Source organism: Leifsonia soli, assembly GCF_013408745.1.
In the GTDB taxonomy this organism is placed as follows: Bacteria; Actinomycetota; Actinomycetes; order Actinomycetales; family Microbacteriaceae; genus Leifsonia; species Leifsonia soli.
The window spans coordinates 3,068,373-3,087,580 of the sequence record NZ_JACCBJ010000001.1; the positions used below are offsets into that span (position 1 = coordinate 3,068,373).

General features: G+C 69.4%; 20 protein-coding genes. 9 read left to right on the forward strand and 11 right to left on the reverse strand.

The window, feature by feature from the left end; genetic code table 11:
• Positions 1–21: 21 nt before the first annotated feature.
• From BJ963_RS14845 to BJ963_RS14860, 4 genes are all read right to left on the reverse strand, one after another.
• Positions 22–780, reverse strand: coding sequence for an FAD:protein FMN transferase (locus tag BJ963_RS14845; RefSeq protein ID WP_179457345.1), 759 nt, complete (start codon positions 778–780; stop codon positions 22–24).
• Positions 777–1,301, reverse strand: a complete 525-nt coding sequence (locus BJ963_RS14850; RefSeq protein ID WP_179457346.1) for an FMN-binding protein — start codon at positions 1,299–1,301, stop codon at positions 777–779. The genes BJ963_RS14845 and BJ963_RS14850 overlap by 4 nt, the downstream gene beginning before the upstream one ends.
• Positions 1,298–2,674, reverse strand: a complete 1,377-nt coding sequence (locus BJ963_RS14855; protein WP_179457347.1) for a ferredoxin reductase family protein — start codon at positions 2,672–2,674, stop codon at positions 1,298–1,300. The genes BJ963_RS14850 and BJ963_RS14855 overlap by 4 nt, the downstream gene beginning before the upstream one ends.
• A 94-nt stretch (positions 2,675–2,768) precedes the next feature.
• Entirely contained in the window at positions 2,769–4,157 is a 1,389-nt protein-coding gene (locus BJ963_RS14860; RefSeq protein ID WP_179457348.1) for an amino acid permease, read from the reverse strand.
• 155 nt (positions 4,158–4,312) lie between these two features.
• Between BJ963_RS14860 and BJ963_RS14865 the strand changes: the two genes are divergently transcribed.
• The 4 genes from BJ963_RS14865 to BJ963_RS14880 all read left to right on the forward strand — a co-directional run bounded on the left by BJ963_RS14865 (position 4,313) and on the right by BJ963_RS14880 (position 8,290).
• Positions 4,313–5,005, forward strand: coding sequence for a hypothetical protein (locus BJ963_RS14865; RefSeq protein WP_179457349.1), 693 nt, complete (start codon positions 4,313–4,315; stop codon positions 5,003–5,005).
• Positions 5,006–5,157: 152 nt separating this feature from the next.
• Positions 5,158–5,919 carry an EAL domain-containing protein gene (locus tag BJ963_RS14870; RefSeq protein WP_179457350.1) on the forward strand — a complete coding sequence of 254 codons (762 nt, stop codon included), beginning with the start codon at positions 5,158–5,160 and terminating at the stop codon, positions 5,917–5,919.
• A 51-nt stretch (positions 5,920–5,970) separates the two neighbouring features.
• Positions 5,971–7,290 carry a diguanylate cyclase domain-containing protein gene (locus tag BJ963_RS14875; RefSeq protein ID WP_179457351.1) on the forward strand — a complete coding sequence of 440 codons (1,320 nt, stop codon included), beginning with the start codon at positions 5,971–5,973 and terminating at the stop codon, positions 7,288–7,290.
• A gap of 67 nt (positions 7,291–7,357) precedes the next feature.
• Positions 7,358–8,290 carry a hypothetical protein gene (locus BJ963_RS14880; protein WP_179457352.1) on the forward strand — a complete coding sequence of 311 codons (933 nt, stop codon included), beginning with the start codon at positions 7,358–7,360 and terminating at the stop codon, positions 8,288–8,290.
• A gap of 43 nt (positions 8,291–8,333) precedes the next feature.
• Here the strand turns inward: BJ963_RS14880 and BJ963_RS14885 are convergent, their stop codons facing one another.
• The 4 genes from BJ963_RS14885 to BJ963_RS14900 all read right to left on the reverse strand — a co-directional run bounded on the left by BJ963_RS14885 (position 8,334) and on the right by BJ963_RS14900 (position 11,754).
• Positions 8,334–10,268, reverse strand: coding sequence for a PKD domain-containing protein (locus BJ963_RS14885; protein WP_179457353.1), 1,935 nt, complete (start codon positions 10,266–10,268; stop codon positions 8,334–8,336).
• Positions 10,269–10,369: 101 nt separating this feature from the next.
• Positions 10,370–10,921, reverse strand: a complete 552-nt coding sequence (locus BJ963_RS14890; protein ID WP_179457354.1) for a dihydrofolate reductase family protein — start codon at positions 10,919–10,921, stop codon at positions 10,370–10,372.
• A gap of 44 nt (positions 10,922–10,965) precedes the next feature.
• On the reverse strand, positions 10,966–11,223 hold the full coding sequence (locus BJ963_RS14895) for a hypothetical protein (RefSeq protein WP_179457355.1): 258 nt from the start codon (positions 11,221–11,223) through the stop codon (positions 10,966–10,968).
• Positions 11,224–11,355: 132 nt separating this feature from the next.
• Positions 11,356–11,754: a MerR family transcriptional regulator gene (locus tag BJ963_RS14900; protein WP_179457356.1), complete on the reverse strand. Its 399-nt coding sequence runs from the start codon at positions 11,752–11,754 to the stop codon at positions 11,356–11,358.
• 92 nt (positions 11,755–11,846) lie between these two features.
• Between BJ963_RS14900 and BJ963_RS14905 the strand changes: the two genes are divergently transcribed.
• On the forward strand, positions 11,847–12,074 hold the full coding sequence (locus BJ963_RS14905; RefSeq protein WP_089915890.1) for a hypothetical protein: 228 nt from the start codon (positions 11,847–11,849) through the stop codon (positions 12,072–12,074).
• 7 nt (positions 12,075–12,081) lie between these two features.
• On the opposite strand, the gene BJ963_RS14910 is transcribed toward BJ963_RS14905, so the two are convergent.
• From BJ963_RS14910 to BJ963_RS14920, 3 genes are all read right to left on the reverse strand, one after another.
• Positions 12,082–12,519, reverse strand: coding sequence for a MarR family winged helix-turn-helix transcriptional regulator (locus BJ963_RS14910; RefSeq protein WP_179457357.1), 438 nt, complete (start codon positions 12,517–12,519; stop codon positions 12,082–12,084).
• A 28-nt stretch (positions 12,520–12,547) separates the two neighbouring features.
• Positions 12,548–12,790, reverse strand: a complete 243-nt coding sequence (locus tag BJ963_RS14915; RefSeq protein WP_089915884.1) for a DUF6458 family protein — start codon at positions 12,788–12,790, stop codon at positions 12,548–12,550.
• Positions 12,791–12,876: 86 nt separating this feature from the next.
• A complete protein-coding gene (locus tag BJ963_RS14920) occupies positions 12,877–13,692 on the reverse strand; it encodes a shikimate 5-dehydrogenase (RefSeq protein ID WP_179457358.1) in 816 nt (271 codons plus the stop codon).
• A 112-nt stretch (positions 13,693–13,804) separates the two neighbouring features.
• Between BJ963_RS14920 and BJ963_RS14925 the strand changes: the two genes are divergently transcribed.
• The 4 genes from BJ963_RS14925 (at position 13,805) to BJ963_RS14940 (ending at position 19,159) form a co-directional block, all read left to right on the forward strand.
• Positions 13,805–14,995, forward strand: coding sequence for an ROK family transcriptional regulator (locus tag BJ963_RS14925; protein WP_089915881.1), 1,191 nt, complete (start codon positions 13,805–13,807; stop codon positions 14,993–14,995).
• Between the two features lie 117 nt (positions 14,996–15,112).
• The gene (mmsA, locus tag BJ963_RS14930) at positions 15,113–16,660 is read left to right on the forward strand and encodes a multiple monosaccharide ABC transporter ATP-binding protein (RefSeq protein ID WP_179457359.1); all 1,548 of its coding nucleotides are present in this window, start codon (positions 15,113–15,115) and stop codon (positions 16,658–16,660) included.
• 2 nt (positions 16,661–16,662) lie between these two features.
• Positions 16,663–18,006 carry a multiple monosaccharide ABC transporter permease gene (mmsB, locus tag BJ963_RS14935; protein ID WP_179457360.1) on the forward strand — a complete coding sequence of 448 codons (1,344 nt, stop codon included), beginning with the start codon at positions 16,663–16,665 and terminating at the stop codon, positions 18,004–18,006.
• A 55-nt stretch (positions 18,007–18,061) separates the two neighbouring features.
• Positions 18,062–19,159: a substrate-binding domain-containing protein gene (locus tag BJ963_RS14940; protein WP_179457361.1), complete on the forward strand. Its 1,098-nt coding sequence runs from the start codon at positions 18,062–18,064 to the stop codon at positions 19,157–19,159.
• The last annotated feature ends 49 nt before the right edge of the window (positions 19,160–19,208 follow it).

Genomic DNA, 19,208 nt, shown 5'->3' on the forward strand with positions numbered 1-19,208 from the left:
GATCGGGTGCCGCGGGCGCCGTCACGGGCTGGTCACCGGGCGGGCGAACTCGAGGCCGCCGGCGGCGTGGATGCGGCCGGCCGCATCCACGGCGAGCACACCGCGTGCGCCGGAGCGCAGCGCGTGACCGACGCCGTCCGGTCCCATCGCGAAGACGGTCGTCGCGAGCACATCCGCGGTCGTCAGGTCGTCCGCGACGACCGTCGCACTCAGCAGCCCCGTGGCGGGTGTCCCGTCGCGGCCGTCCACGATGTGGGCTCCGCGTTCGTAGGCGCCCGAGGTGGCGACGGCCCCATCGGCGACCTCGAGGACGGCGAGCATGGCCGAGGCGTCGTGCGGCGAGCGGATGCCGACGCTCCAGAGGCGTCCGCCGCCCGGGCTCCCCGAGACGACGACGTCGCCGCCGGCGTTGAGGCAGAAGTCGCGCAGGCCGGCGGCCCGCAGCTCCTGTGCCGCTTGGGCGGCGGCCCATCCCTTCACGACGCCGTCGAGGTCCCAGGAGCCGTCGTCGCGGCGGATCCGGAACGCACCCTCCGAGGCGCGCGCGGCGGCCTCGCCGATGGCGACGACCTCGCGGAAGTCGGCGCTGCGCGCGGTCTCGGCCGCCAGCGCAGGGGAGGCATTGACGCGGCTCACCTCGCTGTCCGGGCGGTAGGTGCTGAAGCGCTCGTCCGCTTCACGCAGTACCCGGAAGGCGCGCTCGGCGGCGGGGCGCGCATCCACGTCGTCCCGCACATCGATGGACATCGGGATGCCCATGACCGTCTCGAGGAACCTCATCGCTGGTCGATCGCCGACTGCACCGACTGGATGTAGCCCTCCGAGGTGTAGGTGGCGCCCGACACGGTGTCGATGTTCGCCGACTGGGACGCGAGCACCTCCTGCTCGAGGAGGGGAAGGGCCTGGCTGTTGATCTCGACGTCGCGTCCGTCGCGGTCGGGCGCCTGGAGGGTCTTGAGGGCCGTGATCGTGGAGCCCGAGAAGGTGACCTGCACCTGCACGGCGCCGTAGCGGGTGTCGACGGCCGAGCCGGTGATGGTCTTCGTGGCGGAGGAGGACGACGAGGCGGACGGCGTCGGCGTCGGGGTGGACGAGGCGGCCGAGCCGCTGCTCGACGTGCCCGACGACCCCGTTCCCGACCCGCTGGTCGTCGATCCGGTGCCCGACGCGGTCGAGTGGACGGAGGAGGACGCCGTGGTCACCTCGTCTCCGAGCCCGTAGAGCTTGAGGCCGACGGTCGCGCCCATCACGACGAGGATCACGGTGAAGAGGACGGTCCCCCGCCAGGATCTGCTGTTCATGACATGCTCAGTTCTTCTCGGTGGATGAATCGCTTGGGCATCCGGAGGGCGCGGAGGGAGGACTCGACGCGTTCGCCCATCCCCTCCGGGCCGCAGATGAACGCCTCCCAGTCGTGGAGGTCCGGGATGAGGTGGCGGAGCGGCTCGACGTCGAGGGGGTCGTAGCCGAGCTCCGAGCGCCGGCCGACCAGGGGGATCACCGTCACGCCGGGCAGGGCCTGCAGCTCGCCGAGCAGGGCAAGATGCTGCGCCGATCGTGCCCGGTAGAGAACGACCGGGCGGGCTCCGCGGCGCGCCAGCTCCTCGGCCAGTGCGCGGATCGGACCGACGCCCGCGCCGCCGGCGACCAGCAGGATGCGCGCGCGGCTCGCCCGGTCGGCGGTGAAGCGTCCGAACGGTCCCTCGGCGAAGACGAGCGACCCGGGCTTCAGCGCCGGCAGGCGGGTCGAGTGGTCGCCGATCGCCCCGACGGTGATCCGCAGGTATCCGTTGGCGGGGACGGCCGACACCGAGTAGGGGTGCGCCGTGCCGAGGTGGCCCCAGCTCAGGAAGCGGAACAGGAGGAAGTTGCCCGCTCGCACGCCCAACTGCTCGACGTGCGGTCCGGTCAGCCAGACGCTGCTCACGCCCTCGCTCTCCGGCACGACGGCGGCCACCCGCATCCGCCCCTTCCACGCGTCGAGCGTCGGCAGGATGAACCGCCAGGTCAGCACGGCGGAGGCGGTGCCGAGGTAGAGCGCGATCCAGAGCACGCGGTTCACCGGCGCGGAGACGAAATGCGCCCCGCCGCTCAGCTGGTGGAGGAAGGTGAGGAAGATCGAGACGTACGTGGTGAGGTGCAGCCAGTACCAGACCTCGTACGACAGCTTCGCGCGGATCAGCCGGGCGCTGCTGAGACCGACGACCAGGAAGGCGATCGTCCCGACGAGGGCCGTGAGCATGTCCGGGTAGTTCTGCAGGATGCTGACGAACTCCGTCCACGGCGGGTTCTTGTCGAGCAGCTCGCCGCCGAAGACCAGGAACAGCACGTGCGCCACGATGAGGAACAGCACGGATGCGCCAAGCGAGCGGTGCCAGGAGACCAGCCGGTCGAGGCCGACCGCCCGCTCGAACCACGGGACGCGGGCGATCAGCAGGATCTGCGCGCAGACCAGGAACCCGCCGACCATCCCGGCCAGCTCACCGATCGAGGTGAGGGCGTTCGCGGGCGTGGCGGCGAAACCGGCAGGGACGCTCAGCCACCACATCCCGAGCACGCCGACCACACCGAGGGCCAGGACCGCGCGCACCGTCCGCGCGCCCCGCCGGGGGTCGTCGGCGTGGCGCCGGGGCGCCGGTCGGGCCGGCGCGGGAGCGCTCAACGTCTGATCCATGTGTCCCACGATGCAGACGCATTCTTTGTGAATTCTTACGTGGGCTGGGAGCGGCCTATGCGCGCGGTATGAGTTGCGGACTCCCGCTCCTCTTCTATACCGCCTTGTTGAAGCCCGTCACCGGCTGGCTCTCGTCGAATCCGGCGACCGGACGCCGGAACCCGCGGGTGAGGAACAGCAGGTAGGCGAAGCCGATCACGGCCCAGACGACGCCGCCGATCAGCGCGTCGGCGTGGAGGTTCACCCACAGGATGCCGGTGAGCACCATCCCGATGCCCGGGAGGACGATGAACCGCACGATGTCCTTCGCGGTACGGCGGCGGCCCTGGCGGATCGCGAACCAGGCGATCACCGAGATGTTGACGAACGTGAACGCGATCAGGGCGCCGAAGTTGATGAACGCGGAGATCAGCTCGAGCGAGAACGCCATCGCCAGCAGCGAGATCACACCGACGAGCACGATGTTGAAGATCGGCGTCTGCGTCTTGGGGCTGATGTAGCCGAAGAAGCGTCGGGGGAGGACGTTGTTGCGGCCCATCACCAGCAGCATCCGGCTGACGGACGCGTGCGACGCCAGGCCGGAGGCGAGCGTCGCGCAGAAGCCAGCGGAGACGAAGATCGCCTGGAACACCGGGCCGCCGACGATGCGTCCGATCTGGGGGAGCGGGTCGTCGGTGAACTCGCCGAACGGCGCGTTGGTCGGGAAGCGCAGCTGGGTGAAGTAGGCGGCGACCAGGAAGATCGCTCCGCCGATGATCACCGTGAAGAGGATGGCGCGGGGCATGATCTTCGGCGTCTTCGCCTCCTCCGCGTACATCGTCACTGCGTCGAAGCCGATGAACGAGAAGCAGACGACGGTCGCTCCGGTCAGGATGGCGCCGAGCGTCACCCCGTCGTGGACGAACGGCTTCACCGAGGCGACCGTGCCGTCCCCGGCGCCGCCGGCGAGCTGGACGACGACCATGACCACGAACACCGTCATCGCGGCGATCGCGAACACCAGCAGGATCATGTTGACGTTCGAGGTTCCGCGCATCGTCACGGCGATCAGGGTCGTCACCCCGGCGCAGTAGACGACCACCCAGATCCAGCCGGGGACGGCGGGGAACAGCTGCTCCAGGTACAGCCGGATGATCAGGCAGTTGACCATCGGGAGCAGCACGTAGTCGACGAGCGAGGTCCAGCCGACCATGAATCCCAGGTTCGGGTGGATGGACTCCCGCACGTAGGTGTAGGCGGAGCCGGCGCTGGGGATGGCACCCGCCATCTTGCCGTAGCTGATCGCGGTGAACATCATCACGACGAGGGCCACCAGGTAGGCGGCAGGCACGACGCCGTGCGTCTGCCCGGAGACGATGCCGAAGGTGTCGAAGACGACCGTCGGCGTCATGTAGCCGAGGCCCAGCCCGACGATGGCCCACAGTCCGAGGCTGCGCCGCAGCGAGGCGCCCTTCGAGGTCGTCGTCGGCAGGGTGGTCGTCACGGGCGTCTCCTTCGGTACCGGTTCCAGCGGCGGCGACCACGACATCGTGGATGCGGAGAGGACGCCGACTGCCCCTCGACGTTAGCCGATCCTGCCGCCCGGCTCGGAACTCGGGGCGGCAGGTGCGATGCTGGCACTGACGAAGGGAACGAGCAGTGGACGACAACGCGTTCTTCGAGCGGGCGATCCTCGCATCGGCCGCCGGCCTCGGTGACGATGACGCCATCCGGCAGCTGGGCGAGCTGTTCAGCCCCGACGAGCTGGCGGCATGGAGGGCCTCGCGCACCGCCGCCATCCCCGTCGTCGTCCCGGTCGGGCACGACGACGAGGGCGACCGCTATTGGGCCGATTGGGGCGACTTCGGCATCCAGGGCACATCGCCTTCGTCGTACGAGGAGGCCATCGCCGACCTCGCCGGGCACGTCCGCTCCTGGGCCCATGCGACGGACGGCGGGGAGCACGCGCTCGGCCGCACCGACGCCGTCCGAGCGCTCGCCGCGGAGGTCGCCGCCCTGGGCGACGAGGATCTGCGCACCTACCTCCTGGTCCGCGCATCCTTCGACCGGGGACACCTCACATTCGGGATCGCCGATTTCGTCGAAGAGGACGGTACGACGACGCAGCGCGCCGTCCCGTTCGACGAGGGCCGCCCGCCCGCGGAGATCGACCTCCCGGTGGACGGGCGGATGAAGACCTACCAGAGCAGCGTCCGCGGCGATCGCGTCGCGTTCTCGCCGGTGGGCTCTGGCCCGAGCATCGCGGACACGCACCGCCAGGAGGACCCCACCGGCGACTTCGACGCGGAGTTCCCGCGCCCGGATCTGCGCCCGAGGGAGCCGGAATGGTGACACCAGAGGTCGCTGTCGCCGAAAGCCGTCAGCGGGACACCCGCCCGACGTTCCGCTGAGCGCCTCCGGGCACAGCCCGTTGACACCGGGTGCGCACGCGGGCACTATCGCGTCCAGGCCGGAAGACCGGGCGGCCGACGAGAGGGGTCCACGTGGCAGGGTGCGAGGTGGAGGCGCGAGAACTGTCCGACGCCATCGCTGCGCACGAGCTCGAGGTGCACGTCCAGCCTCAGATCGACCTGGCGACCGGCGAGATCGTGGCCGTCGAAGGTCTCAGCCGGTGGACGCATCCCACCCGAGGTCCGATCCCTCCCGCGGAGTTCGTGGCGCTCGCCGAGGCCAGCGGCTCCATCCATGAGCTCGGCCTGTTCGCGCTGCGCGAGTGCTGCCGCATCGGCCGCGACTGGCGGGAGCGCGGCTGGGAGCTCGCCATCGCCGTCAACGTGTCGCCCCTGCAGCTCGAGACGGACCGCTTCTTCGACGAACTGGAGCGCCAGCTGGCCGAGTCGGGCCTGCCTCCCGCCGACCTGATCGTCGAGGTGACGGAGGCCGAGCGCATCGACGACTACGCGGTCGTCGCCGGCCGGCTCGACATCGTTCAGCAGTGGGGCGTCACCGTGTCGATCGATGATTTCGGGGCCGGCCACTCCTCCATCGAGCGAGCGGTGGGCGTGCACGCGCGGGAGCTCAAGCTCGACCGCAGCCTCGTCGCCCGCGGCGACTGGGACGCCGTCGGCGACGCGGTCGCGATCGCCCAGGACAGCGGGATGCGGGTCGTCGCGGAGGGCATCGAGACCAGAGAGCAGCTCGAGCAGATCCGCTCGTCGGGGTGCGACCGGGCCCAGGGCTACTACATCGCGCGCCCCTGCCCTCCCGATGACTTGGGTGACCGGCTCGGATCATTCGTGCGCTAAGTTCAATCTGTCCTCGCCGCGAAGCGGCCCAGCCATCCGAAGGAGAGTGCGGTGCGGCCCATTGCTGCGGACGACCTGCCCTGCGCACTCGTCGAGGTGGACGCAGACGGCCGCATCCAGGACGCCAACGATCTCTTCGTCTCGTGGACCGGCCTCTCGATGGCCGAGCTGCAGGGCCGAGCGTTCAGCTCGCTGCGCACCAGCATCCCCACCGTCGACGCTCGCGCCGACGGCCTCATCCGGCTCGCGCACGTGGACGGGTCGTCGAGAGCCGTCATCGTGGGCCGCCGCGAGACCGGGGCCGGCGAGCTGCTGACACTGGTGGATGCGACAGAGCGCGCGGAGCACGAGCAGGAGATGGCGCGCTCCCACGCTCTCGAGGAGCGGACGCGCAACCGTCTCGAACTGATCATCGACTCGTCGATCGCCTTCTCGGCGGCGACGAACGAGCAGTCGCTCGCCGACATCCTCGCGACGACCGTGGCCAAGGCGTACCAGGCGGAGCAGTCGGCGGTCTTCCTGATCGACGAGTCCGGGACGTTCGCGCAGGCCTCCGGCAGCAACCCGCTCCGATCGGTCGAACAGACCGGATCGCTGGTGACGCAGGCCTCCCAGCTCCGCAGGGTGGTCGCGCTCAGCGGTGCGGCGGCTGCGGACGAGATCGCCCCCGTGCTCGGGCAGGCCATGCGCGACGCGGGCGTCCATGCCGTTCTCGTGGCGCCCATCCAGCACGACGACGTGCTCTTCGGGCTGTTCGCCGCGTTCTTCCTCCACCCGCGGCAGTTCGACTCCGAAGCCGCCCCGCTGGCCGACGCACTGGCCGGCCAGGCCGCGCAGACCATAACCACCCTGCGCCTGCAGCGGCAGCTGGAGCACGCGGCGATGCACGACGAGACCACCGGGCTTCCGAACCGCCGGCGCCTCGAGACGCAGCTGGTGGAGTACCAGAGTTCGACCTCCACCCTGGTGGCCACGCTGTTCATCGACCTGGACGGGTTCAAGCGCGTGAACGACGCCCTCGGCCATCACACGGGCGACCTCCTGCTCCGCGAGGTCGGCCTTCGGCTGCAGGCGGCCGTCCGTCAGGAGGACCTGGTCGCGCGCTACGGCGGCGACGAGTTCGTGGTGGTCTGCGAGGTGCCAGAGGTGGCAGCGGCGGAGGACGTCGCCGATCGCATCCGCCACTCCATCGAGCAGCCCTTCCAGGACATTCCGGAGGGCTTCCCGATCAGCGCGAGCATCGGGATGTCGATCGCGCGCACCCAGGACCCGGCCTGGAACCCGGACCGCCTCATCCGCGAAGCCGACCACGCCATGTACTCGGCGAAGAACGCCGGCGGCAACCGCGTGGTGGGCGCGCCCGTCGCCTGAAGCCGGTCGGGCGCTTCGGGGCGCGCGGGACTGTCGCAGAGCGAAGGTCGCGGCTACGGTGGCGCGCATGGATGTGGTCGACTGGCTTCTCGATTCCGATCCGGCGATCCGCTGGCAGGTGCTTCAGGACCTCGCCGGAGCATCGCCCGACGAGGTCGCCGCGGAGCGCGCCCGCGTTGCGACGGAGGGCTGGGGCGCGACCGTCCTCGCCGAGCAGGCGGAGGACGGGCTCTGGGACGGCGGCACGTACCGGCCGGGGTGGATCCCGCCCGAGCGCGACGGCTTCGACGCCTGGAGCGGAACGCACTTCAGTCTCCAGCAGCTCGTCGACTTCGGGCTCGATCCCGTCAGCCCTCAAGCGCTGACGGCCGTCGCCCGCGTCCGCGAGAACGTGCGCTGGGAGCACGCGGGCGAGCCGTACTTCGAAGGCGAGACCGAGCCGTGCATCAACGGCGTCGCGCTGACTATCGCCGCGTACTTCGGTGAGGGCGGCGATCGGATCGCGCAGACGCTGGTCGGCTCGCGCCTGGAGGACGGCGGCTGGAACTGCTGGGCGGAGTACGGCGCGCGGGTGTCGTCCTTCCACTCCACCATCTGCGCCGTGGAGGGATTGCGGGCCTGGATGCGCGCCGGCGGCGACGACCAGCGTGCGACGGAGGTCGTCGAGGCCGGCGAGGAGTACCTCCTGGAGCGCGGCCTCTACCGGCGGCGCACGGACGGATCCGTCCCCGACCCGCGGATGACGATGCTGTCGTACCCGGTGCGCTGGTACCACGACATCCTGCGCGGACTGGAGCACTTCCGGCAGCAAGACCGCCGCGACCCGCGCCTGGCGGACGCCGTGGAGCTGGTCCGGGGCAAGGCGGACGGCGACGGCCGGTGGGTGCTCGAGAACCTGCACGAGGGGCCCGTGATCGTCGAGTTCGAGATGGAGGGGTTCCAGAGCCGGTGGGTGACTCTCCGGGCGCTCCGCGTCCTGCGCTGGTGGGACGCGGCCTGAGGCGCATCCCGAGGCCGGCGCATCCCGCGCCTGTGCTCCCGGGTCAGGGCTTGACGGCGGTCAGATCGTCGACGCTCAGGGTGACCGGTGCGTTGGCGACCCCGCCGGAGAGGTATCCGGTCACCGCCAGGCCGCCCGCGCCCTGGAGGGCGGCGGTGCTGTCGGTGGCCGACCGCTGCCACGCCGAGGGCTCGGGGCTGCCGTCCACCCAGGCCTTGGTCTCCACGAGCGTCGGGGCGGTACCGGTCGTCCGCATCCGCACGTTGAGGCGCATGCCTGCGGTGTACGTGACGTTCGGCACGGTGACCGAGGACTGCACGACGACTTCGTTCCCGCCGTTCTGGTCGACGCGGACGATCTGGATGGTGACCTTGCCCGCCGCCGAGACGATCAGCTTCGACCCGTACGAGCCGGCCGTCGCGATCCGCCGACCCTGGACCGTCACGTACACGTTGCCGGAAGACGGCAGCTTGTCGATCGCGAGGCCGAGCCGGAGGTCGATCCCGGTCGCGCTCACGCCAGGCAGGCGGCCGGTTCCGCCCGAGCCCGCCGGGAGCTGGATGCGTCCGGTCCCGCCCGCCACCGCGTACAGGCTGGAGCTGCCGGCGACGGACCAGGTGCCGCCGGTCGGCGCCGTGCCCCAGCCGTTCGTGACCGCGCGCTCGAACGGATCGGCGGCGAGGGTGTCGGGCGGCGGCGGTGGTGCTGTGACGACGAGGGTGCGCGTCGTCGCGGCGGTCGCGCCTCCGTCGTCCAGCACGGTCAGCCGCGCTGTGTAGGTGCCGGCGACGGCGTACGTGTGCGCGATGGTCCCGCCGGTGCCCGACGATCCGTCGCCGAAGTCCCAGGCGAACGACGTGATGACGCCGTCCGGATCGGTCGAGCCCGTCCCGTCCAGCGAGCACGTCAGGTCGGCGCAGGAGGCGGCGAAGACGGCGTTCGGGGGCTGGTTCCCGGCGGCGGGCGGCCCGACCGTGAAGCCGTCGGTGAACGACGCTCCCGCGGCGCGGACGAACGACGCGGTCAGCTGGGTCGCGGTCACGCTGACGTCGAGCGAGCCGTAGACGGGCGCTGCCGCGCTGCCGTATGCGGCGGCGAAGTAGCCGGCCTCGCTGTCGGCCGGGTGGACGTCGTAGTTGCCGTTTCCCCCGGTGCCGACGGTCGCGAAGACGGTCCCCGACCCTTTCACCAGGGTGCTGTCGGCGTCCGCCACGCACGCAGCGGTGGAGGTTCCCGGCGTGATGGCCGGGCAGCCTGCTCCCGTCGCCAGCTGCTTGCTGCGCTGATAGAGGTGCTCGTGTCCGGTGAGCACGAGATCCACGCGCTTCGACACCAGCAGGTTGAGGAGGTCGGCCCCGGCTTCGCAGGAGTAGTCGCCCAGCGAGAGGCAGGGCTTGTGCATGCCGACGACGACCCACGGCGTCCCGGCCGTCCTCGCCCCGTCGATGGCGGCCTGCGTCCACGCGTAATGGGATGTGCCGGACGCGTACGTCCAGGTGCCGTCGGAGAAGGGGAGGCCGGGCGAGATCATGATGAACCGCACCAGCGGGGCGCCCTGCGGCACGTCGACGTAGTACTCGCGGCCGTACGTGCCGACCGCGCCGGGGAGCTGGTTGGGCAGGCAGGCGGAGAAGTCGTTGATGTTGCCGTTCTGGCCGCTGCTCTCGTGGTTGCCGGAGACGAGCTCGAACGGGAAGCCGGGCCCCGTCCTGCTGGTGACGAGGTCGCACCAGGCCTGCTCCTGCCCGGTGGCGCCGTAGGAGAGATCGCCGAGGGCGAGGTGAAGGTCGGGGCTCAGATTCTTGATGCCGGTGAGCACCGCCTGCGCCGAGGCGCCCGGTCCGTAGTCGCCCGACGCGGTGAAGTGGACGCTGCCCGCTCCGGCCGCAACGCCCTCGACGCTCTGCGGAACGCTGACGCTGAGGACGACCGCCGCTGCGGCCAGTGCCGCTACGGCGAGGATTCGATGCTTGGCCATCGCCGACGCTCCCCGGCCCGTTCCGTTGCGGGCCTGTCGCGGCACAGGCTAGCGCGCGCCGGGCTCCAGGGGGGAGTAGAAGACGAGGTTTCCTCAGGTTGCTAGTCGACCGCGTAGTGCAGGGCGACCGTTCCCGAGGCGAAGGTGCGCTCGTTCAGAAGCCGCAGCTTCAGGAACTGCCCGTGGGGGAGGGCCGGTGTGCCGCCGCCCACCGCGACCGGGACCAGGATGAGCCGGACCTCGTCCACCAGCCCGGCGGCGAACGCGGCCGCGGCGATGGTCGGCCCTCCGATGGAGACGTCATGGTCGGCTTCCGCGACGAGCCGGCGCACCGCGTCCGGATCGAAACGCGGCTCCACCCGGGTCTTCGGCGTCGTCGGCTCCCGCAAGGTCGACGAGAACACGACCTTGTCCGAGTTCTGCCACACCGCGGCGTAGTCGGCGATCACCGGTTCGTCGCTGTCGCCCAGGTCCTGCCAGACCCGCATGGTCTCGTACATCCGGCGGCCGTAGAGGTTGGTGCCGATGTCGCGTTCGAGGTCGTTGACGTACGCGTGGACCTCCGCGTCGGGGTTCGCCCAGTCGAACGATCCGGAGCTGTCGGCGGTGTAGCCGTCGATCGAGGCGATGGCCGAGAAGATGAGTCGTCCCATGCCGGGACTCTAGGGGGAGCGGACCGCAGGGGCCAGGGCCCAGGTCAGCCGATCTGCGGGAGCAGAGCCCGCAGTGCGCGCAGCTCGTCGTCGAAGATCCACGGCACCGTCACGTTGAGCACCAGGCCGACGCCGATCATCAGCAGGGTCGCGCCTGCAGCGATGAGGACGAGCGTCACGAGCAGCTGCAGGTACGGGTTCCCGGTGACGGCGGCGAGCAGCCCCCGCGCTCGCCGCCGCACCGGCACCGATGCCGTACCGAGTGTCGGTGCGGTCCGCAGTCCGTGTCCCAGTGTCGTCATCGGTCTCCCCCTTCACGTCGACGCCCGAGACGTGAGCTCGAGCCGACGTATCCGAGTCAACCGGGTGGGCGCTCGCGGGGCATCGACCGCAGGTAGGGAGCAGGTCATCCCTGGGGATGATCCCCGGCCGGGTCAGGCGGGGTCGATGGTGCACCCGCAGCCGTCGGCCGGCTCCGGGATGCGGTGCTCGGCGCCGGCGAGGCGGCGGGCGAGCAGCTCTCTCCGGCGCTCCAGGGCGGCGATCGCCGCATCCAGCTCGGCCAGTCCGTCGCGGTAGGCGTCGCGCGAGGCGGGGCATTCGTCGCTGTGGGCGTGGCCGGAGCCGAGGCAGTCGATGAAGGGGCGCGCTTTGCCCGGCGGGATGCCGGTGGCCGCCAGCTCGCGGATCTCCAGCACCGCGCGCAGGTGATCGTCGCCGTATTCGCGGTAGCCGTTGCCGAGCCGGTTCGGCGCGACCAGCCCGAGCCGCTCGTAGTACCGCACGGCCTTGACCGTCACACCTGCCCGCTCGGCGAGTTCGCTGATGCGCATGTCGTCCTCCGCTGTCAGCGTAGACCTTGCCCTCCGGGTCAGGGTCCAGGTGGCGTACACTATTCGTTAGTGCACTAATGAATCGAGGGATCATGGCCGGACGCTTCGCCCGCTGGTACTCGCGGTGGAACGAGAAGCTCATCCGTATCGCCGGTCCGGCGCAGCTCGGTGCGGGCCATCCGGAGGCTCCCGACCGGCGTTCCACGTCGGCACCGTGCCCCATGTGCGGCCGGCCGATGACCGAGCACGAGGTGCTGCGGCCCGGGGGACAGCGCGACGCCACCCGGCTGGTGTGCCCCGCGCCCGTTCAGGCGGCCTGAGCCGGGATCACGCGGTGCGGACGGCGGCGCCGATGATCGTCTGCAGGCTCTCGCGCAGGTTCTCGAGCTCCGACACCGGCAGCCCCAGCCGTTCGACGATGCGGGACGGGATCTTCTCCGCCTCGGCGCGGAGGGCACGTCCGGCCTCCGTCAGACGCACCTCGAGCGCGCGCTCGTCGGCCGCGCTGCGCCTCCGTTCGACGTATCCGGTCGCCTCGAGCCGCTTCAGAAGCGGGGAGAGGGTCGCCGGCTCGAGCGCGAGGGTGTCGCTCAGATCCTTCACGGATCGGGGCTCGCGCTCCCATAGCGCCAGCATCACGAGGTACTGCGGATGCGTCAGCGACAGCGGTTCGAGCACCGGGCGGTAGAGCGCGATGACGCTTCGCGCCGCCACGGCGAGGCCGAAGCACACCTGGTTCTCGAGCGCGAGGAGGTCGTCCGACATCCGGCCATTGTATGGCCGGGTCCCGGTCTCAATACTCATCGGTGCGCCGCTCGATCCGCTGGCCGGTGGCGGGGTCGATGCCGTCCTGCCGGACCGAGGTCCGCGGTCTGCGCCGCAGCGCGAAAGCCAGGGAGATGATGAAGACGACCAGGCCGGCACCCATGAGGATGTACCCGGTGATCTTCAGGTCGATCCAGCTCACCTGCACCTGCAGGGCGAAGGCCAGGATGAGCCCGACGACGAAGATGAAGATGCCGCTTCCGATGCCCATGCGCACGCTCCTTCACGTCCGGGGCTCAAGCTACTCCCCGTCGTGGCGGAGCGCATCTCATCGCTCGGCCTCCGCGCACCGCCCGTCTATTCGGCGCGGGAGAACTCCGACGCCCGAGCGACCTGCTCCGGCGTGAGCAGCACGCCGGTGTAGCGCTCGAACTGCCGTGCTGCCTGCAGGGCGATCACCTCGGCGCCGGTGATGACGGCGGTCTCCGTCGCCCGCGCGGCGCGGACCAGCGGTGTCTCGGACGGGAACGCGACGACATCGAACACGGTCGTCGCGCGCTCGATGAAGGCCTCGTCGAAGGCCATCACGTCCTCCGCGTCGCCGCGCATCCCGAGCGGCGTGACGTTGACGATGACATCGAAGCCCGGCTCCGGGTCCTCCGCCACCCACTCGTATCCGTACCGCTCGGCGAGGGCGGGGCCGGCCTCCGCGTTGCGCGCCAGGACGGTCAGCTCGTCGAAACCGGCGCCGCGGAACGCCGCGACGACAGCCTTCGCCATGCCGCCCGAACCTCGGACGAGCACGCGCTGCGCGGTGTCGACCTCGTGCTCGGCCAGCAGCCGCGCGACGGCCTCGTAGTCGGTGTTGGAGGCGGTGAGCAGGCCGTCCTCATTCACGACGGTGTTCACGGATTCGATCGCCACCGCCGACGGCTCGAGGTTGTCGACGAGCGGGATGATCGCCTCCTTGAACGGCATGGAGACCGAGCACCCGCGGATCCCGAGCGCACGGATGCCGCGCACGGCCCCCTCCAGGTCGTCCGTCGTGAACGCCTTGTAGACGAAGTTCAGGCCGAGCTCGTCGTACAGATAGTTGTGGAAGCGGGTCCCGATGTTGCTCGGGCGGCCGGCGAGCGAGATGCAGACCTGCATGTCCTTGTTCAGGATGGGCATGTCCTCCATCATCGCAGCCCGTGTCAGTGTTCTCAGGGTCGTCACCCGATATGGGGCCAACTCTTGTGTTCACAGCTTGACTACAAGACCCCGATCGTTCACGCTTGTCGCTATGACCGCCACTCCGGGGCTGATCCCTCGTGGCGCACGCAATCCCGGGTCGCAGGGCGCACTGAGGCACTTGAACCAGGAACGACTCGTCGAGTTCCTCCTGGCCAACGGACCGTCCACCCAGGCTGAGCTGGCGCGCGGGACCGGCCTGTCCACCGCCACCGTGTCCAACATCGTCCGCGACATGGCGGCGAAAGGCGTGGTCGCGACCTCCCCGGTGACCTCGAGCGGGCGCCGGGCGCTGCTGGTCCAGCTCACCGACACCGGCGACATCGCGGTCGGCGTCGACTTCGGGCGCCGCCATGTGCGGATCGTCCTCACCACCCTCGGCTACGACGTCATCGCCGAGGAGCAAGTGGCCCTCGAGCCCGGGTACGACGTGCTCGGCGCCGTGCGCGAGGCGGCACACCTCCTCGACCGGATGCTCGCGGAGGGCGGCCACGACCGCGAATCCGTCCTCGCCGTCGGCGTCGGGATCCCCGGACCCATCGACCGCCGGACCGGCACGGTGCTGCAGGGCGCCATCCTGCCCGAATGGGTCGGCATCACCCGGCGGGAGCTGGAGGACGTGTTCGGCTTCCCGGTCGTCGTCGACAACGACGCGAACCTCGGCGCGCTGGCGGAGGTCACCTGGGGCGCCAACCGCGGGGAACGCAACCTGATCTTCGTCAAGATCGGCACGGGGATCGGTGCCGGCCTCATCCTCAACGGCCAGCCCTACTACGGGTTCCTCGGCATCACGGGCGAACTCGGCCACACCCCCGTCGCGGAGCACGGCGTCATCTGCCGGTGCGGCAACCGCGGCTGCCTCGAGACGATCGCGTCGACCAGCGTGATGCTCGAGTCGCTGGGCCGTGGCGACGGGGCGCGCACCGCATCCGACATCCTACGCCGCGGGCTCGCGAAGGACCCGGCGGTGCTGCGCGTGGTCAGCGATGCGGGCACGGCGATCGGCCAGGCGATCGGCAACGTCGCCAACGTCATCAACCCCGAGCTGGTGCTGATCGGCGGACCGCTCGTCGGCCTCGGCGACGCCCTGCTCGACCCGATCCGGCACGGGATCCGGCAGAACGCCATCCCGATCATCGCCGGAACGACGACTGTCCGGATCTCGTCGCTCGGCGACCGCGCCGAGTCGCTCGGAGCAGCCGCGATCGTCATCAAGGGCGCCCTCGCGGGGCAGGACGGCTGACGCCCTCCGGAGCTCATCCCGCCGTTATCGCATCGTTGTCTTCACTATTTGACGACAAGTGAGAAGATAGCGTTTACTACTTAGGCACATCCATTCCCGAGCCCGCAAGGAGCGACGATGCCGTCGAACGCAGTCATCCTCGAGATGCGCGCGATCACCAAGGAGTTCCCGGGGGTCAAAGCGCTGGAGGATGTCTCCCTCACCGTCCACGCCGACGAGATCCACGCGATCTGCGGCGAGAACGGCGCGGGGAAGTCCACCCTGATGAAGGTCCTCTCCGGCGTGTACCCCTACGGGACGTACAGCGGAGACATCGTCTACCAGGGCGAGGTGATGCGGTTCAAGGACATCAAGTCCAGCGAGCAGCAGGGGATCGTGATCATCCACCAGGAGCTCGCGCTCATCCCCGAGCTGTCGATCACCGAGAACATCTTCCTCGGCAACGAGCCCGGCCGCGGCGGTGTCATCAACTGGGGCGAAGCCAAGCGCCGAGCCGTCGAGCTGCTCGCCCGCGTCGGCCTCTCGGACGACCCGGACACCCAGATCAAGAACATCGGCGTCGGCAAGCAGCAGCTGGTCGAGATCGCGAAGGCGCTCAACAAGAACGTCAAGCTCCTCATCCTCGACGAGCCGACCGCGGCGCTCAACGAGGCCGAGTCGCAGCACCTCCTCGACCTGATCCTCGGCCTGAAGGGCCGCGGGATCAGCTCCATCATCATCAGCCACAAGCTCAACGAGATCGAGCAGGTGGCCGACCAGATCACCATCATCCGCGACGGTCACTCGATCGAGACGCTCGACGTCAAGGCGGACGGCGTCGACGAGGACCGCATCATCCGCGGGATGGTCGGCCGCACGCTCGAGAGCCGCTACCCCGAGCGGACCCCCAACATCGGCGAGACCTTCTTCGAGGTGCGCGACTGGGTCGTGCAGCACCCGCAGATCCCTGAGCGCCTGGTCGTCAAGAACTCCAGCTTCTACGTGCGCCGCGGCGAGATCGTCGGATTCGCCGGGCTGATGGGCGCCGGCCGCACGGAACTCGCGATGAGCGTCTTCGGCCACTCCTACGGCACCTGGATCTCGGGCGAGATCTACAAGGACGGCCACCAGATCCAGGTGCGCAACGTCTCCGAGGCCATCGACAACGGCCTGGCGTACGTGAGCGAGGACCGCAAGGTGCTCGGCCTCAACCTCCTCGACGACATCAAGCAGTCGGTCGTGGCGGCCAAGCTCAAGAAGATCGCCAAGCGCGGGGTCGTCGACGACCTGCAGGAGTACGCGGTCGCCGACGAGTACCGCAAGCTCCTGCGCATCAGGACCCCCGACGTCGACCGCGGTGTCTCCACGCTCTCCGGCGGCAACCAGCAGAAGGTCGTGCTGGCGAAGTGGATGTTCACCGACCCGGACATCCTGATCCTCGACGAGCCGACGCGAGGAATCGACGTCGGCGCCAAGTTCGAGATCTACGGGATCATCCAGCAGCTGGCCGCACAGGGGAAGGGCGTCATCGTCATCTCCTCCGAGCTGCCAGAACTGCTCGGCATCTCCGACCGCATCTACACGATCTTCGAGGGTCAGATCACCGCCGACTTCCCGATTGCGGAAGCGACCCCGGAGACACTCCTGAAAAGCATGACTTCCGCCAAGAAGAGGGTGACCCGATAACCATGAGCACGCAGATCGCAGAGAAGAAGAAGTCCGGAGGCATCCGCGACCTCGGGAAGATGTTCGGCGGCGGCCAGTCGACCGGACGCCAGTTCGGCATCCTGGGTGCGCTCGTCGTCATCATCGTGTTCTTCCAGATCGCCACCGGGGGCAAGACCCTCGATCCGGTGAACCTGATCAACCTCGTGAACCAGAACGTCTACGTTCTGATCCTGGCGATCGGCATGGTCATGGTGATCATCGCCGGCCACATCGATCTCTCGGTCGGATCCGTGGCGGCGCTGGTCGGCATCGTCGTCGCCGAGGCCATGACCAACTGGAACGTGCCGTGGCCGCTCGCCATCGTGCTCGGCCTCCTGGTCGGTGTCGTCATCGGCGCCTGGCAGGGCTGGTGGGTCGCCTACGTGGGGGTCCCGGCCTTCATCGTGACCCTGGCCGGCATGCTCATCTTCCGAGGCCTCAACCAGCTGATCGGCAACGCCAACACCATCCCCGTTCCGGACGGCTTCACCTACATCGGCGGCGGCTTCCTCCCCGAGTGGGGCCCGAACACCGGGTACAACAACTCCACGCTGCTGCTCGGTCTCATCATCGCGGTCGTCATCGCGCTGATGGAGGTCCGGACGCGTCGCAAGCAGACCAAGACGGGCTCTGAGAAGGCGCCGCTCTGGGTCAGCGTCTTCAAGGTCGTCATCCTCGACGCCGTCGTGATCTACGCGGCGATCCTGTTCGGCAGCGGCCGGGTCGGCACCTCGTTCCCCGTCGCCGGCGTCATCCTCGGCGTTCTGATCATCCTGTACTCGTTCATCACGCGGAACACGATCTTCGGTCGTCACATCTACGCGGTCGGCGGCAACTCGCACGCTGCGGAGCTGTCGGGCGTCAAGATCCGCCGGATCAACTTCTTCGTCATGATGAACATGTCGGTCCTCGCCGCGCTCGCCGGCATGATCGCCGTCGCCCGCTCGGTATCGTCCGGTCCGCAGGACGGCCTCGGCTGGGAGCTCGACGCCATCGCGGCCGTCTTCATCGGTGGTGCAGCGGTCTCCGGCGGTATCGGCACCGTCGCCGGCTCCATCATCGGTGGTCTGGTCATCGCGGTCCTGAACAACGGCCTCCAGCTGCTCGGCGTCACCTCCGACAAGGTCCAGATCATCAAGGGTCTGGTGCTGCTGATCGCCGTCGGCATCGACGTCTACTCGAAGCGCCGCGGCGGCCCCTCCCTGATCGGCAGGATGTTCAACCGCGACAAGACGCAGCGCGCCGACGCCGCGGCCGAAGACCAGCCGGCGGTCGTCCCGACCGGCGATCCGGCCGAGGACTCCTCGCGGTCGCTCACCTCCTGATCCTTCGTTCTTCCCTTCCCAACCTGCAATACACAACACAGAGAAAGAGATAGCAATGCGCAAAATCGCACTCGCGACAGTGGCCGTCGCAGCTGCCACCGCGCTCGCCCTGACCGGCTGCTCCGGCAGCGGACGCGGCGGCTCGGGCGACGGATCGTCCGCCTCCGGCTTCGCAAAGGACGCCACCATCGGCGTCGCCCTCCCGACCAAGACGTCGGAGAACTGGGTTCTCGCCGGTGGCCTGTTCGAGGACGGTCTGAAGGAGGCCGGCTTCAAGGGCGACGTCCAGTACGCCGGTGGCTCCGGTGTCTCCGACCAGCAGTCGCAGATCCAGTCGATGATCACCAACGGCGCCAAGGTCATCATCATCGGCGCCGTCGACGGCGGCCAGCTCGCCGCGCAGGCCAAGGCCGCGCACGACGCCGGCGCGACCGTCATCGCGTACGACCGCCTCATCCTCAACACGAACGATGTCGACTACTACGTCGCGTACGACAACGAGAAGGTCGGCGAGCTGCAGGGTCAGGCCCTGCTCGACGGCATGGCGAAGAAGTACCCGGGCAAGAAGAACTTCAACATCGAGCTCTTCTCCGGTTCGCCCGACGACGCCAACTCCGCGGTCTTCTTCAACGGCGCCATGAAGGTGCTCGAGCCGAAGATCAAGGACGGCACCCTCAAGGTCGTCTCCGGCCAGACCGAGATCAAGCAGACGTCCACCCAGGGATGGCTGCCGGCGAACGCGCAGACCCGCATGGACACCCTGCTCGCCGCGAACTACGGCTCGACCGAGCTCGACGGCGTCCTCTCGCCGAACGACACCCTGGCCCGCGCCATCATCACCTCGGTGAAGGGTGCAGGCAAGCCGGTCCCGATCGTCACCGGTCAGGACTCGGAGGCCGAGTCGGTCAAGTCCATCATGGCGGGCGAGCAGTACTCGACCATCAACAAGGACACCCGCAACCTGGTCAAGCAGGCCATCACCATGGTGAAGGACCTGCAGCAGGGCAAGAAGCCCGAGATCAACGACGACAAGTCGTACGACAACGGCAAGAAGGTCGTCCCGGCGTTCCTGCTGAAGCCGGTCATCGTCACCAAGGAGAACGCGGCGGAGGCGTACGCCAACGACCCGACCCTGGAGCCGCTGACCAAGTAACGGTTCTCACACCCCGGGTGTGAATACGAAAGGGGCCGGAGCGCGATGC

Coding starts and splice junctions, on each gene's coding strand:
- BJ963_RS14855 (WP_179457347.1), bottom strand. CDS start 2,674: ATGGATCAGACGTTGAGCGCTCCCGCGCCGGCCCGACCGGCGCCCCGG.
- BJ963_RS14925 (WP_089915881.1), top strand. CDS start 13,805: ATGACCGCCACTCCGGGGCTGATCCCTCGTGGCGCACGCAATCCCGGG.
- BJ963_RS14900 (WP_179457356.1), bottom strand. CDS start 11,754: ATGCGCATCAGCGAACTCGCCGAGCGGGCAGGTGTGACGGTCAAGGCC.
- BJ963_RS14845 (WP_179457345.1), bottom strand. CDS start 780: ATGAGGTTCCTCGAGACGGTCATGGGCATCCCGATGTCCATCGATGTG.
- BJ963_RS14850 (WP_179457346.1), bottom strand. CDS start 1,301: ATGAACAGCAGATCCTGGCGGGGGACCGTCCTCTTCACCGTGATCCTC.
- BJ963_RS14895 (WP_179457355.1), bottom strand. CDS start 11,223: ATGACGACACTGGGACACGGACTGCGGACCGCACCGACACTCGGTACG.
- BJ963_RS14880 (WP_179457352.1), top strand. CDS start 7,358: ATGGATGTGGTCGACTGGCTTCTCGATTCCGATCCGGCGATCCGCTGG.
- mmsB (WP_179457360.1), top strand. CDS start 16,663: ATGAGCACGCAGATCGCAGAGAAGAAGAAGTCCGGAGGCATCCGCGAC.
- BJ963_RS14940 (WP_179457361.1), top strand. CDS start 18,062: ATGCGCAAAATCGCACTCGCGACAGTGGCCGTCGCAGCTGCCACCGCG.
- mmsA (WP_179457359.1), top strand. CDS start 15,113: ATGCCGTCGAACGCAGTCATCCTCGAGATGCGCGCGATCACCAAGGAG.
- BJ963_RS14920 (WP_179457358.1), bottom strand. CDS start 13,692: ATGCCCATCCTGAACAAGGACATGCAGGTCTGCATCTCGCTCGCCGGC.
- BJ963_RS14905 (WP_089915890.1), top strand. CDS start 11,847: ATGGCCGGACGCTTCGCCCGCTGGTACTCGCGGTGGAACGAGAAGCTC.
- BJ963_RS14910 (WP_179457357.1), bottom strand. CDS start 12,519: ATGTCGGACGACCTCCTCGCGCTCGAGAACCAGGTGTGCTTCGGCCTC.
- BJ963_RS14885 (WP_179457353.1), bottom strand. CDS start 10,268: ATGGCCAAGCATCGAATCCTCGCCGTAGCGGCACTGGCCGCAGCGGCG.
- BJ963_RS14915 (WP_089915884.1), bottom strand. CDS start 12,790: ATGGGCATCGGAAGCGGCATCTTCATCTTCGTCGTCGGGCTCATCCTG.
- BJ963_RS14890 (WP_179457354.1), bottom strand. CDS start 10,921: ATGGGACGACTCATCTTCTCGGCCATCGCCTCGATCGACGGCTACACC.